Below are 14786 nucleotides of genomic sequence, written 5' to 3'. Positions count from 1 at the left end.
TTCATTTTTTGTTACAATCCGTATTTATATTCGAACTCGTTCGAAAGGGAAACTCCCGTTTCGAAATCGTGCAACGTCAGTTTTCGGATCTTATAATAGCTCAGCCAGTAGTTCTGTAAAGCCGAAATATAGTTCCGCTGCGCTTCCTGTTGGCGGTTCAGCGACAGAGTAAGACTGTTGATATCCGCTTTTCCGATCATGAAGCGTTGCTTGGTTTCGCTGTAGGCTGTTTCTGCCAGGTCTACCGCTTCTTCGGCACTCCCAATCAGGGCTTGCTGGATATTGAAGTCGCCGACTGTCATAATCACGTCTTCTTCTACTGTCAATTCTTTTTGTTTGGCGGATGTTTCGGTGACAAGCAGGTTGTTCTTGGCAATATTATGCTTCCCTTTTCGTACGCCCCAGTCTACCAACGGGATCGAAACAGACAAAGAGACGATTTCCTGCTGTTGCAGATTTTTGTAGGCGTCCTGTATGTTCTTGGACACTTGGTTGAATCCGACGCTGGCATTGATCTGGGCGTTGAACATCGCTTCTTTCTTGGTTTTGTCTACCTGCTGCTGGGCTTCTAATATTTGCTGGCGCAACTCCAGAAAGGTCGGGTTGTTTGCACGTGCCAATTCGAGTGCTTTGTCGACCGAGATTTCCATATTGCGCGGGCGGCTTGGGAGGCGCAGGCGTATTTCTGTATTCTTGTCGAAGTTCAAGTAAGAGGCGAGGCTGAACATGGCACGTTTTAGGGCGATTTCCGCATTTTTCAATGTGTTGCGTGCGTTTACGGCATCCAATTTCAGTGTCAGCAAATCCGCTTGGCTGATAGAAGCTATCTTATGCCGTTCCTGCCCTGTCCGGTACAGTGTGTCGGTCGTGGCGACATTTTCCTTGGCCAGATCATATTCCACCTGTGCCATTGCCAGAGCGAAGAAATAGGTCGTTGCTTGCTCGCTCATTTGCTCTACATTATATAATAGTTCTTTCTTGACCTTCTCGTATTTCAACGGTTCGATTTTCCGTTCCCATTTAAAAGCGTTATACCCCAATAAGTCTTGCTGGTAGCCGAGGCGGATCGGAACCGATGAGAACTGGTTATAAGTTTGGTCGCCGAAATAGCGCATATAATCCAAGTCTGTATCCAAATAGAATGTACCGCCTAAGAGGTCGAAATTCTGTTCGATCTCCAATTGCCCGCCCGCATAAAACGATTGTTGTTTTCTATATACGTCGATATCAGCCTCCGAGTCATATCGTTGGGTAAAATAACGGCGGTATTGTGCCGGCGTCAGATTTAGGGTAAGGCTTGGCAGACGGCCGGCCTTGTAAGTCCGGTATTCCCAGTAGCCGGCCAGATACATATTTTTGTATCGGAAAGCGTCCAGCGAACTGTCGGCCGCCAGTGTGATAGTTCGTTCCAGCGTCAGTGTGAGCTGCGCTTTTCCTCCGAATACGCATGCAAGCATCAACAACGTGATGACATATCTATAAATGAATTTCCTGTCCATAACTTCCAATTTTCAATTTTCAACATTCTTGCTACAAAGTTAGCGAGAAAAAATGATATATGGAAAAGTAAGGCAAAGATATTGATAGATAGGTGCTTTTAGGGATTATCATCAGAAGTTCGACGACGGTAAAAGTCATATTCCAGCCATGTTGGTACTTCGCTACGTTACCCATTTGTTACCATGCCCTGTAATGTGTCACGGGGATGTGGAAAAACATAGCAAATCACTATGGTATAGTGAGTTACTAACAACTCACGCAAGAAAAACCGAACCGGAAATAAATTGCAGTATTTTGCATTTGTTTGCGTACCAGCCAAAGGCTCTTCACCAAGTAATTTTGAAACCAAAAAAGTTCAGAACGATGAAGAGTACATTTTCAGTTATCTTTTACCTCAAAAGGCAGGTAGTGAAGAAGGACGGGACAGTGCCCGTCATGGGTCGTATCACGGTGGACGGAAGCCAGACACAGTTCAGTTGCAAGCTGACCGTCGATCCGAAGTTGTGGGACACCAAAGGCGGGCGTGTCACGGGCAGAAGCACGGCGGCACTCGAAGCGAACCGCCTGCTCGACAAGATGCGGGTGCGCATCAACAAGCACTATCAGGAAATCATGGAGCGTGACAACTACGTCACGGCGGAAAAGGTCAAGAACGCCTTTCTCGGACTGGAACACCGTTGCCACACGCTGATGCAGGTGTTCAGCCGGCACAACGAGGACTACGAGAAGCAGGTGGAGGCAGGCATGAAAGCCAAAGGCACGCTTGCCAAGTACAGGACCGTGTACAAGCACCTGCAAGAGTTCCTCAACATCCGCTACCATGTGAAGGACATCGCCTTGAAGGAGCTTACCCCGGCGTTCATCTCCGACTTCGAGATGTTCCTCCGCACGGACAAGCACTGCTGCACCAACACCGTGTGGCTTTACGTATGCCCGCTCCGGACGATGGTGTTCATCGCCATCAACAACGAGTGGCTCACACGCGACCCGTTCCGGGAGTACGAAATCAAGAAGGAGGAAACGACACGCAGTTTTCTGACGAAAGACGAAATCCGCCAGCTGATGGAAGGCAAACTGAAAAACGCCAAGCAGGAGCTTTACCGTGACCTCTACCTGTTCTGCGCCTTCACGGGCTTGTCCTTCGCCGACATGCGCAATCTCACGGAGGAGAATATCCGAACCTACTTCGACGACCACGAGTGGATCAACATCAACCGCCAGAAGACGGGTGTCGTTTCCAACATCCGCCTGCTTGACATCGCCAAGCGGATTATCGACAAGTACCGGGGATTGTGTGAAGACGGCAGGATATTCCCCGTCCCCCATTACATGACCTGCCTGCACGGAATTCGAGCCGTCGCCAAGCGTTGCGGCATCACCAAGCACATCACATGGCATCAGAGCCGCCACACGGCAGCCACGACGGTGTTCCTCTCCAATGGCGTACCCATTGAAACGGTGAGTTCCATGTTAGGGCACAAGAGCATAAAAACAACCCAGATTTATGCGAAGATAACCAAGGAGAAACTCAACCGGGACATGGAGAACCTTGCCGCCAAGTTGAACACCATTGAGGAATTTACCGGATGTAACATTTAAAACAGAAAAGCTATGAAACGAGGAATCATTACCATAGAGGAGAAGAAGGTCAGCGTAACCGGTAACGAGGTATGGATGACCGCCACCGAAATCGCCGGACTGTTCCACGCAAGTGTCCCGGCAGTGAACGCCGCCATCAAAGCCGTCCGCAAGTCGGACGTGCTGAACGACTACGAGGTGTGCCGCTACATGCGGCTTGAAAACGGTCTGCACGCCGATGTGTACGCGCTTGAAATCATCATCCCCATCGCCTTCCGACTGAACACCTACTGCACGCACGTGTTCCGCAGGTGGCTGGTGGAGAAGGCTCTTGCCAAAGAAAAGCGGCAGGCATACGTGATGCTTATCCACAAGGCAAACGGGTATTGCTGAACACACAGGGACATGGACATTGACGGTGTCGGCAACACAAAAAGGAACGGGCAACTCCACGACAGGGGTTGTCCGTTTCCTCTTTGTGCATACAGCCGCCTTATCTCATCCTTCCAGCGGTTTTCTATAATTTGCTTCCAGCACTTCTCGCAGTCCCGATTCCGGATAAAGCACCTTTCCCGCCAGCAGGATAAAAGGTAATATCCTGTTGTTGCGGTATTCCTGCAAGGTCCGACGGCGGACGCGCAACAGTTCCGCCACTTCCTTGTCCGTCAGGTATCGCTCCCCGTCCAACGGCGGACGGTAACTTTCCAAAAAACCGGAAAGCCATTCGGATTCTTTCCGCATCTTTTGCAGCAATACGGCTACCGATTCACAATCCATCGTGATGACATTGTTTTCTTCATTCATATTACATCGGTTTAAGTCGGTACCCGGTCATTTGTCAGTGGGGCAAATTGTACCGATAAGCGGTATAAGCCTTTTTACATCTTCCGGCTTGTAGTAAAAACGGAAGCCGATTTGCGAATAACCGATAAAGCCCCTGTCCCGCAGTTTCTGCAACGTGCGCAGGCTGATTCTCAACTGCCCGCAGACCTCTTCGCCCGTGAGCCATTTCCCAAGCCGCTTTCCATCGCCTTTGCGCTGTAAGGCGGCTACCTTTTCCACGAAGGCATCCGTTTGTGCCATCATTTCCCCGAAGGTCTTTTTCTCGATAGATACTATTTCCATATACAAAACGATTTTGAATTTGCCGCAAAGGTAACGGCACGGGCTGAAACGCCCATCGTTTTTGTCTGAATGGCAGCTTGTTGCGCCGATTGTCCGGGTTACGGAGCCATTTCCATAAAAATCTTGCGTGAGTCACGTAGTGAGCTGTTAAAGCCGTCCTTGTTTATTGCCGAACTTTGCCACAGAAACAATAAAAACAACTGTATATGAAAGTGATAACAATCGAGAGTTCCGCATATCAGGCTATGATGGAACAGATAACGGAGATAGCCGGATATATCCGCGAATTGAAAGAGGAGAAACAACGTCAGGATGCGGCGACGAAAGACTGCCTGCTCAATACAGCCCAAGCCGCCGAACTGCTGAACGTGAGTACCCGTACCCTGCAACGGATGAGGGATGACCACCGCATAGAATATGTGATAGTACGCGGCACTTGCCGCTACCGCCTCTCCGAAGTGCAAAGATTGCTGGAAACGAATACCGTCAGGAACAAGGAAAAAACGATAGACGCCCTGTTCCATAATTATTCCCTGCGGACGGGCGGCAGGAAAACCGGCAAAGGAAGGAGGAAATGATATATGGAACTGCTTACCCGCAACAACTTCGAGGGCTGGATGCAGAAAATCCTCGACCGCCTTGACCGTCAGGACGAGCTGCTGCTGGCGATAAAGACGCAGGGGCAGCAACCACCGTCCCTGTCCGAAGGCATCCGGCTTTTCGACAATCAGGACTTGTGCTTGCTGCTCCAGATCAGCAAGCGTACCCTGCAACGCTACCGAAGCGAGGGCGCACTCGCCTACAAGACCTTGGGCAAGAAGACCTATTACAGTGAAACGGACGTGCTGGACTTCCTTTCCAAACATGTGAAGGACTTCCGACAGAACGACATCGAATTCTACAAGGCACGCATCCGCAACCTGTTCAATAAATAACGACCAATTAAAATTTTTATCAGATGGAACAAAAGAAGAAAACAGGCGGCAACCAGACCGCACAGAGACAAAGAAAACGCCGGATCACACTTGATGAGTACAAGGAAAGATACCTGCAAGTTCCCAGAATCACGAACCGCAAGCCCGTGTTCATCAGCGAAGAATTGCGCAACAGACTCGACAGGTTGGTACGCTATCACGGAGAGCGTGGGATGAGTGCGTCCGGTTTCGTCGAGAACCTGCTACGGCTTCATCTGGACGCACTTGAGAGAAACTTTGAAGCATGGCGCAAATTGTAATAAACCAATTAAAACAAAAGTAAATGGCAAAGAAAACAGACGAAAAGGACGTGCTGATAGTCCGTGACGAAAAGACGGGCGAAATCAGCGTGGTGGCCGGGCTGAATGCCGACGGCTCCCCCAAGCGCACCCCCGCCAAGGCGGAGAACGCGCGGAGTTTCCTGCAATTCGACCGGCACGGCGACGTGCTGGACAACTTCTTCAAGAATTTCTTCCGGCAGTGCAAGGAGCCGAGCCGCTTCGGATTCTACCGGGTGGCGGCAGAGCAGGCCGACAAACTGCTGGAGGTGATGAAGGAACTGCTGAAGAACCCGGACGCTAACAGGGAGCTGCTCGCGCCCCACACGGTGGACACCTCCGGCTACGAGAAGCAGGTGCAGGAAGAACAGGCGGCACAGACCGCTGACCAAGAGCAGAAACCGGAGGAACAACCGGGACAGAAACAAGATGACGAACCTAAAAATCAAGAAGAAATGGAACAGAAAAACGAACAGAATCAGGAAAGCCCGCAGCAGACGCAGGGCAACCGGGGCTACCAACCCATCGACGAGAGCAGAATCAACTGGCAGGAGCTGGAGGAGAAATGGGGCGTGAAGCGCGACGACCTTGAAAAGTCGGGCGATCTGACAAAGATGCTCAACTACGGCAAGTCCGACTTGGTGAAGGTAACGCCCAATTTCGGCGGTGAGTCTTTCGAGCTGGACGCCCGCCTCTCCTTTAGGAAGGACGGTGAGGGCGATGTCAGCCTCGTGCCGCACTTCATCCGCAAGGAGCAGAAATTAGACGAGTACAAGGAACACAAGTTCTCCGACGAAGACCGCAAGAATCTCCGTGAAACGGGCAACCTCGGCAGGGTCGTGGATCTTGTGGACAGGGAAACGGGCGAAATCACCCCCTCGTTCGTCAGCATCGACCGCAAGACGAACGAGATCACGGATGTCCCGGCAAGCAAGGTGCGCATACCGGAGCGTATCGGCAACACGGAGATCACCAGGCAGGAGCAGGACATGCTGCGTGCCGGGCTGCCCGTGCGTGACAAGCTCATCGAGCGCAAGGACGGCAGGAAGTTCCTCACCACCCTGCAAGTGAACGTGGAGCAGCGCGGCGTGGAGTTCGTGCCGGGTACGGGCAGGTCGCCACGTACCGCACAAGCGCAGGAAACGAAGGACAATCCCACGCAAGCGCAGTCGCAGGGTACGGAAACCACCGCCAACACGCAGAAGGAGCAACCGCAACACGTGGACGAACGCCGACGGCAGCATCCGCCCCATCAGCAAATGGAGCGGCGTGGACTTCACCGAGCAGCAGAAAGCCGACTACGTGGCTGGCAAAGCCGTGACTGGAGAACGTGACCGACAAGCAGGGCTTCCACGCCACGATGTACATCAGGTTCAACCCGGAGAAGGGACGCCCGTACCGCTACGACACCAACCCCGACAACGCGCAGAAAGTCGCCCCGTCCAACGAGAGCCGCACGCAGGTGGCGGTGAACAACGAGGGCAAGACCAACGAGGTCACCAAGAACCTGAAGGAGCCGTTGCAGAAGGGACAGACCGCCCCGAAGGACGAAACCCAGCAGCGGCAGCAGGAGCAGCCCCAAAGAAAAAGCAAGGGCATGAGGATATAATCCGGTGTCCGCCACTAAATCCAAAGTAACAAGTAAAAGTAAACAATCAGACAGCAAGAAAACATGAAGACAATCATTGCAGAAAAGCCATCCGTGGCACGTGAGATTGCCCGCATCGTGGGCGCGACAAAGAGAGAGGAAGGATATTTCGAGGGTGGCGGCTACGCCGTGACATGGGCGTTCGGACACCTCGTGCAGCTCGCCATGCCCGACGGCTACGGCGTGCGCGGATTCGTCCGTGACAACCTCCCGATTATCCCTGATTCTTTTACGCTCATTCCACGACAGGTAAAGACGGAGAAAGGCTACAAGCCCGACAGCGGCGTGGTGTCACAGATAAAAATCATCGCCACCCTATTTAACAAAAGCGAGCAGATCATCGTGGCGACCGATGCAGGGCGAGAGGGTGAGCTTATCTTCCGCTATCTCTACCATTACACCGGATGCACCACCCCTTTCGTGCGCCTATGGATAAGCTCGCTCACCGACAAGGCTATCCGCGAGGGGTTGCGAAACCTCGAAAATGGAGGCAAGTACGACAACCTCTATCTTGCCGCCAAAGCGCGGAGCGAATCAGACTGGCTCGTGGGGATCAACGGCACGCAGGCACTCTCCATCGCCGCTGGACACGGCACATACTCTGTCGGGCGAGTGCAGACCCCTACGTTGGGAATGGTGTGCGAACGCTACCGGGAGAACCGCCGTTTCACGCCCGAAGCCTTCTGGCAGCTCCATATCGCCGTGGACGGCAATAATAACGGGACAGTGAAATTCTCCTCCTCCGAAAAATGGAAAGAGAAAGAACCTGCGACTGCACTATATAATAAGGTAAAGGAAGCAGGCACAGCCACCGTCACCAAAGCAGAGCGCAAGGAGAATACGGAGGACACTCCGCTGCTGTACGACCTCACTACCTTGCAGAAGGAAGCCAACACCAAGTACGGCTTCACGGCGGAACAGACGCTTGAAATCGCGCAGAAGCTCTACGAGAAGAAGCTCATCACCTATCCGAGAACCGGAAGCCGCTACATCCCAGAAGATGTGTTCGCCGAAATCCCCAAACTGCTCGCCTTCATCGGGGCTTTGCCCGAATGGAAGGGCAAGGTGCAGGCAAAGGCGCAGCCGACACGCCGTAGTGTGGACGGAGGCAAAGTGACCGACCACCACGCCCTGCTCGTCACGGGCGAGAAACCGCTGTTCCTCTCCAAAGAGGACAGCACCGTCTATCAGATGATTGCCGGACGTATGATAGAGGCGTTTTCAGATAAATGTGTCAAGGACACCGCCACCGTCACGGCGGAGTGTGCCGGAGTGGAGTTCACGGTGAAAGGTAGCGTAATCAGGCAAGCCGGATGGCGTGCCGTCTATGGCGAGGAGGACAAGGAGGAAATCTCCATCCCCGACTGGCAGGAAGGCAACATGCTGGCACTGAAAGGCTGCTCCATCACGGAGGGCAAGACCAAGCCCAAGCCGCTGCACACCGAAGCGACATTATTGTCCGCTATGGAAACGGCCGGCAAGGACATCGAGGACGAAGCCATGCGCCAAGCCATGAAAGACTGCGGCATCGGCACGCCTGCCACCCGTGCGGCGATTATCGAAACGCTCTTCAAGCGCGGCTACATGGAACGCTGCAAGAAATCACTTGTGCCTACCGAGAAAGGACTCGCACTTTATTCAGTCGTGAAGACGATGCGCATTGCCGATGTTGCCATGACAGGCGAATGGGAAAAGGAGCTGGCACGCATCGAGCGCGGGGAGCTGTCCGCCGAAACTTTCAGCAAGGAGATAGAGGCGTACACACGTGAAATCACCTCCGAACTGCTCTCGTGCGACAAACTCTTCTCACACAAGGATTCCGGCTGTGCGTGTCCCAAGTGCGGAACGGGCAGGATGCAGTTCTACGGCAAGGTGGTACGCTGCGACAACGCGGAGTGCGGGCTGCCCGTGTTCCGGCTGAAGGCGAACCGCACCCTTTCCGATGACGAGATCAAAGACCTGCTCACCGACGGGCACACGAAGCTGCTCAAAGGCTTCAAGAGCAAGCAGAGCAAGAGCTTCGATGCCATAGTCGCCTTTGACGGGGAGTTTAACACGACTTTTGTGTTCCCCGAAAGGAAAACGAGCAAGAAATTTTCAGGACGGAAGAAATAATAGTAACTTTGCCACTGGTTCAGAGTAATGAATTGTTCTTCGATACCGGATTACACTCATGCTTTGGATTTAGTGGTGGCACTCGGAGGGATACCGGGTGCCTTTTCTTTCTCCTTTCTGGACGATTATCCCAATTATTATCAATCCACTAAATTCCAAAGTAAAGTAATGAACAACAAGAAGAAAAACGAGGGTCAGACCGACTTTTCCTATTACGGTCTGTACCTGCTGGACTACCTCCACACGAACAGGTTTGAACAAGCGACTGATACCGCCTTCATCCGTGAGCGTGCCGACCGTGCCGCCGAAACGTATGAACAGGCGCGGCTTGACGGCTATCCCGCCGAGGGTGCGCAGGAGCTGGCGATGAATGTCCTGCTGGGCGGGCTGCACTATTCCAAGTACGCCATCCTCCGCGAAGTCGTGGAAACAGAGTTTGCCGACGAAGTGCCGGAGGAAAAACGGGAAGCCTTCATCCAAAAACTGCTTCCGCTCGTGGATGCGGTGTTCTCCATTTACGACCTTTCGGACGACGACTTCGCCCTGTCGCCCGAATATGACCTGCTGCGCACGGAGCTGACGGGAACCGTCGTGCTTTACATCGAAAAGTATGGCGTTTAACCGCAAACAGAAACTGCGGGACAACATCGAGGCGATACGGACGGCGTTCATCCTTGACAGGGAACAGCGCACCCCCACCGCACGCGAAAGGCTGCTGCTGGAGCGTTACTGCGGTTTCGGAGGGCTGAAGTGCATACTGAACCCCGCCAAGGAACTGACGGATGCCGTCCATTGGGCGAAATCCGACCTCGAACTGTTTGCCCCTACGGTGGAGCTGCACAAACTGGTGCGCGAGAACAGCAAGGACGAAACGGAGTACAAGCGGTACGTGGATGCCATGAAGCAGTCCGTGCTGACCGCCTTCTACACCCCGCCGGAGATAACCGGCACTATCGCAGACGTGCTGCATGAACACGGCATACGCCCCGACCGGGTGCTGGAGCCGTCGGCGGGCGTGGGCGCATTCGTGGATGCCGTGCTGGACAACAAGCCGGACGCGGACATCATGGCTTTCGAGAAAGACCTGATGACGGGCAAGATATTGAAACACCTGCATCCCGACCAAAAGGTAAGGGTGCAAGGATTCGAGAAGATAGAGAAGCCCTTCACGGACTATTTCGACCTTGCCATCTCGAACATCCCGTTCGGTGACGTGGCGGTGTTCGACCCGGAGTTTACGGGAAGCCAAGACCCGGCAAGGCGTTCGGCATCGAAGACGATACACAACTATTTCTTTCTGAAAAGCCTTGACGCGGTGCGTGAGGGCGGCATAGTGGCGTTCATCACCTCACAGGGGGTACTGGACGCACCGTCCAACGCGCCCATACGCGAGTATATGATGGGCCATGCCAATTTAGTGGGTGTCGCACGCCTGCCGAACAACCTCTTCACGGACAACGCGGGCACGGAGGTGGGCAGCGACCTGGTTATCCTGCAAAAGAACAGCGGCAAGAAACGGGAGCTGTACGATTACGAAAAGCTGTTCGTACAGACGGAAAAGACACCGATCGGCAGTTTCGAGAACGGGTATGTCGGCAGCATCGGCATGATTCCCCACTCGGATCTGATACGCGACACAGACCCTTACGGGAAACCAGCCTATAAGGTCATGCACCGGGGCGGCATTGCGCAGCTGGCGGAGGACTTGCGTGAACATCTAAAGATAGAGCTGCACCAACTGGACAGGGAGCTGTATGAAAGGCATAGTCTTCATTCGGAACAAGGGAAAAGCACGGAAACTGAAATTATTTCCAGTTCGGTGGTTACTCCCGAAATACAGCCACGCCATGAAATGGCAGCGAAGCCCGAAGCGGCAGCACCGCAGCCCATAGACGAGAAGCCGGAGATAGAACCGCGCCGCCCCGATTATTCGGAGGGCGTGCAGCTCTCCCTGCTCGACCTTTGGGGAATGACGGAGGAAGTCCGCAAGGAGCAACCCCCCAAGAAGAAAAAGGCGGCGAAGAAAGGAAGCACGGCAAGGCGTGTACCTTCCAAACCGCAGGTTGCGCCGAAGATTACGACCGCACCGCCACAGCCGTCTGCCACCCCTTTGACGGAGAACGGGGAAAAACATGAATCAAAGCCGGAAAATGTTGAAGCCAAAGGCGATCCGGATGATATTTATGCCACTCTGGATTGGGAAACCAACCCTCCCATCAACGGCTTTTACGAAATGATGATGGACTTGACACCGGAACGGCGCAAGGAGCTTCGGGAACTGGCGGCGCAGCATCAGGAGAAACGGCAGAATGTCCCGGACGTGAAAGCCGCACCGGAGCAGGAAACACGGCAACCCGAAACGCAGCCGGAAGCCGCCGCCACTCCTGCCGCTCTCGCAACGGAAACGGCCGCGACCTCCCTTTTCCCCGGAATGGAAGCGGAAAAGCCGAAGGAGGAAGCCCCCGACCTTACGCCGCGTCCCTACCACCGCACACCGGAGATGCACCTGCGTGAAGGCTCGCTGGTGGCAAGCAGGGCGCGTGACATCGGTTATCTGAAGGACATCACTCCCTACGGCGCGACATTCCAGCCGCTCGGACTGACCGGGTATCAGAAAGAGAAGGCGCTGCTGTATGTGTCGCTCCGTGACGCATACGAGCGTCTGTACCGCTATGAATCGAATAGGCGCGAGGAAAATGTCCCGTGGCGCGAGCACCTGAACACCTGCTACGACGAGTTCGTCATGCGCTACGGCTACCTCAACGCCAGGCAGAACGTGAAACTGGTGATGATGGATGCCGGAGGGCGAGACATCCTCTCGCTGGAACGGGCAGAGAACGGAAAGTTCGTAAAGGCGGACATCTTCGAGCGTCCCGTGTCCTTCTCGGTGGAGAGCCATGCCAACGTAAGCTCTCCCGAAGAGGCGTTATCCGCATCGCTCAACAAGTACGGCACGGTCAATCTCGACTATATGCGGGAGATAACCGACAATACGGAGGATGAACTGCTTGGTGCCCTCAAGGGGCGCATCTTCTACAACCCGCTCGTGACAGGTTACGAGATAAAGGACAGGTTCATCGCCGGGAACGTGATAGAGAAGGCGGAAAATATCGAGGCATGGATAAACGACAATCCCGAAAACGAACGGCTGCCGGAAGTCAGGCAGTCGTTGGAGGCATTGAAAGAAGCCGAACCGGAGAAAATCCCGTTCGAGGATCTCGACTTCAACTTCGGGGAACGCTGGATCCCCACGGGCGTGTACGCCGCCTACATGAGCCGCCTTTTCGACACGGAGGTCAAGATAGCCTATTCCGCCAGTCTGGACGAGTTTTCGGTGGCGTGCGGCTGCCGCACCATGAAAATCACGGACGAGTTCTTGGTAAAGGGCTATTACCGGAACTATGACGGCATGCACCTGTTGAAACACGCCCTGCACAACACCTGCCCCGACATGATGAAGTCCATAGGAAAGGACGATAACGGCAATGACATCAAGGTGCGCGACAGCGAGGGCATACAGCTCGCCAACGCCAAGATTGATGAGATACGTAACGGCTTTTCCGAGTGGCTGGAAGAGCAGTCGCCGCAGTTCAAGGAGCGGCTGACGACGATGTACAACCGCAAGTTCAACTGCTACGTGCGTCCGAAGTATGACGGCTCGCACCAGACCTTCCCCGACCTCAACCTCAAGGGGCTGGCAAGCCGGGGCGTGAAGAGCATCTATCCCTCGCAGAAGGACTGCGTATGGATGCTTAAACAGAACGGCGGCGGCATCTGCGACCATCAAGTTGGGACCGGCAAGACGCTCATCATGTGCATTGCCGCCTACGAGATGAAGCGTCTGAACCTCGTCCACAAGCCGATGATTATCGGGCTGAAAGCCAATGTCGCAGAGATTGCCGCCACCTATCAGGCGGCATATCCCAACGCCCGCATCCTCTATGCCTCGGAGAAGGACTTCTCGACCGCCAACCGCGTGCGTTTCTTCAACAACATCAGGAACAACGACTATGATTGTGTCATCATGTCGCACGACCAGTTCGGCAAGATTCCGCAGTCGCCGGAGTTGCAGCAGCGGATATTGCAGGCGGAACTTGACACGGTGGAGGAAAACCTCGAAGTCCTGCGGCAGCAGGGCAGGAGCGTGTCGAGGGCCATGCTGAAAGGATTGGAGAAGCGCAAGCACAACCTTATAGCGAAACTGGAAAAGGTGGAACACGCCATCCAATCGCGCACGGACGACGTGGTGGACTTCAAGCAGATGGGCATCGACCACCTGCTCGTGGACGAGTCGCATAACTATAAGAACCTGACTTTCAACACCCGCCATGACCGCGTGGCGGGCTTGGGCAACAGCGAGGGAAGCCAGAAGGCCCTGAACATGCTCTTTGCCATACGCACCATACAGGAGCGCATGGGCAGGGACTTGGGGGCCACCTTCCTATCCGGCACGACCATCAGTAACTCGCTGACGGAGCTGTACCTGCTCTTCAAGTACCTGCGCCCGAAGGAACTGGAGAGGCAGGACATCCGGTGCTTCGACGCATGGGCGGCCATCTTCGCCAAGAAGACGACCGACTTCGAGTTCAACGTGACCAACAACATCGTGCAGAAGGAGCGTTTCCGATACTTCATCAAGGTGCCGGAGCTTGCCGCCTTCTACAACGAGATTACCGACTACCGCACGGCGGAGGACGTGGGCGTGGACCGTCCGCACAAGAACGAGATACTGCACCATATCCCGCCCACGCCCGACCAAGAGTACTTTATCAAGCAGTTGATGCAGTTCGCCAAGACGGGCGACGCCACGCTGCTCGGCAGAGAACCGCTGTCGGAAACGGAGGAAAAGGCGAAGATGCTCATCGCCACCGATTACGCACGGAAAATGGCACTCGATATGCGCATGATAGACCCGCATTACGAAGACCATCCCGACAACAAGGCTTCGCATTGCGCCAAGATGCTTGCGGAGTATTACCACAAATACGACGCGCACAAGGGCACGCAGTTCGTGTTCTCGGACCTGGGGACGTACCGGCCGGGCGAGGGATGGAATGTCTATTCTGAGATAAAACGCAAGCTGACGGAGGACTACGGCATACCGGCAAACGAAGTCCGCTTCATTCAGGAGTGCAAGACCGACAAGGCGCGCAAGGCGGTGATAGACGCCATGAACGCCGGGACGGTGCGTGTGCTGTTCGGCTCCACGAGTATGCTCGGAACGGGCGTGAACGCGCAGAAAAGGTGTGTCGCCATCCATCACCTCGATACACCGTGGCGCCCGTCCGACCTCGAACAGAGGGACGGACGGGGAGTCAGGGCGGGCAACGAGATTGCCAAGCATTTTGCCGGGAACAACGTGGATGTCATCATCTATGCCGTGGAGAAGTCGCTCGACAGCTACAAGTTCAACCTCCTGCACTGCAAGCAGACGTTCATCTCGCAGCTCAAAAGCGGGGCGTTGGGAGCGCGTACCATCGACGAGGGGGCTATGGACGAGAAGTCGGGCATGAACTTCTCGGAGTACATGGCGTTGCTCTCCGGCAACACCGACCTGCTCGACAAGGC

At 54.4% G+C, this 14786-nt stretch carries 11 protein-coding genes and 1 pseudogene; 9 read left to right on the top strand and 3 right to left on the bottom strand.

The annotated features are described in order from the left end of the window. Nucleotides 1-11 precede the first annotated feature (11 nt). Complete coding sequence (locus BHV83_RS01705; protein WP_050760752.1) at nucleotides 12-1457, bottom strand: TolC family protein; 1446 nt, start codon at nucleotides 1455-1457, stop codon at nucleotides 12-14. Nucleotides 1458-1863: 406 nt separating this feature from the next. On the opposite strand from BHV83_RS01705, the gene BHV83_RS01700 reads away from it, so the two are divergent. Continuing rightward, nucleotides 1864-3099, top strand: a complete 1236-nt coding sequence (locus tag BHV83_RS01700; RefSeq protein WP_117720306.1) for a site-specific integrase — start codon at nucleotides 1864-1866, stop codon at nucleotides 3097-3099. 12 nt (nucleotides 3100-3111) lie between these two features. Next, nucleotides 3112-3471, top strand: a complete 360-nt coding sequence (locus BHV83_RS01695) for a RhuM protein (RefSeq protein WP_117720305.1) — start codon at nucleotides 3112-3114, stop codon at nucleotides 3469-3471. Nucleotides 3472-3576: 105 nt separating this feature from the next. Here the strand turns inward: BHV83_RS01695 and BHV83_RS01690 are convergent, their stop codons facing one another. Beyond that, nucleotides 3577-3882 (bottom strand): helix-turn-helix domain-containing protein, encoded by a 306-nt coding sequence (locus BHV83_RS01690; protein WP_117720304.1) that lies wholly within the window; start codon nucleotides 3880-3882, stop codon nucleotides 3577-3579. A 27-nt stretch (nucleotides 3883-3909) separates the two neighbouring features. Next, the gene (locus BHV83_RS01685) at nucleotides 3910-4209 is read right to left on the bottom strand and encodes a helix-turn-helix domain-containing protein (protein ID WP_182424850.1); all 300 of its coding nucleotides are present in this window, start codon (nucleotides 4207-4209) and stop codon (nucleotides 3910-3912) included. Nucleotides 4210-4409: 200 nt separating this feature from the next. On the opposite strand from BHV83_RS01685, the gene BHV83_RS01680 reads away from it, so the two are divergent. The 7 genes and pseudogenes from BHV83_RS01680 to BHV83_RS01650 form a co-directional block, all read left to right on the top strand. After that, nucleotides 4410-4781, top strand: coding sequence for a helix-turn-helix domain-containing protein (locus BHV83_RS01680; protein WP_106624794.1), 372 nt, complete (start codon nucleotides 4410-4412; stop codon nucleotides 4779-4781). 3 nt (nucleotides 4782-4784) lie between these two features. Then, nucleotides 4785-5138: a helix-turn-helix domain-containing protein gene (locus BHV83_RS01675; RefSeq protein WP_117512732.1), complete on the top strand. Its 354-nt coding sequence runs from the start codon at nucleotides 4785-4787 to the stop codon at nucleotides 5136-5138. A 23-nt stretch (nucleotides 5139-5161) separates the two neighbouring features. Further along, nucleotides 5162-5437: a DUF3408 domain-containing protein gene (locus tag BHV83_RS01670; RefSeq protein ID WP_106624792.1), complete on the top strand. Its 276-nt coding sequence runs from the start codon at nucleotides 5162-5164 to the stop codon at nucleotides 5435-5437. Between the two features lie 23 nt (nucleotides 5438-5460). Next, nucleotides 5461-7064 (top strand): annotated as a pseudogene (locus tag BHV83_RS01665) (DUF3945 domain-containing protein). 63 nt (nucleotides 7065-7127) lie between these two features. Next, nucleotides 7128-9218 carry a type IA DNA topoisomerase gene (locus BHV83_RS01660; RefSeq protein WP_117720301.1) on the top strand — a complete coding sequence of 697 codons (2091 nt, stop codon included), beginning with the start codon at nucleotides 7128-7130 and terminating at the stop codon, nucleotides 9216-9218. A gap of 168 nt (nucleotides 9219-9386) precedes the next feature. After that, nucleotides 9387-9839 carry a DUF1896 domain-containing protein gene (locus BHV83_RS01655; protein WP_181951174.1) on the top strand — a complete coding sequence of 151 codons (453 nt, stop codon included), beginning with the start codon at nucleotides 9387-9389 and terminating at the stop codon, nucleotides 9837-9839. Continuing rightward, nucleotides 9829-14786: helicase-like domain-containing protein (locus tag BHV83_RS01650; RefSeq protein ID WP_286755819.1), on the top strand; the 4958-nt coding region annotated here is incomplete at its 3' end. The genes BHV83_RS01655 and BHV83_RS01650, both read left to right, overlap by 11 nt.

The sequence above is a fragment of the Parabacteroides sp. merdae-related_45_40 genome (assembly GCF_001915675.1).
Note: the sequence above shows the minus strand (reverse complement) of the source record. Positions and strands in the feature narration are given on the sequence as shown.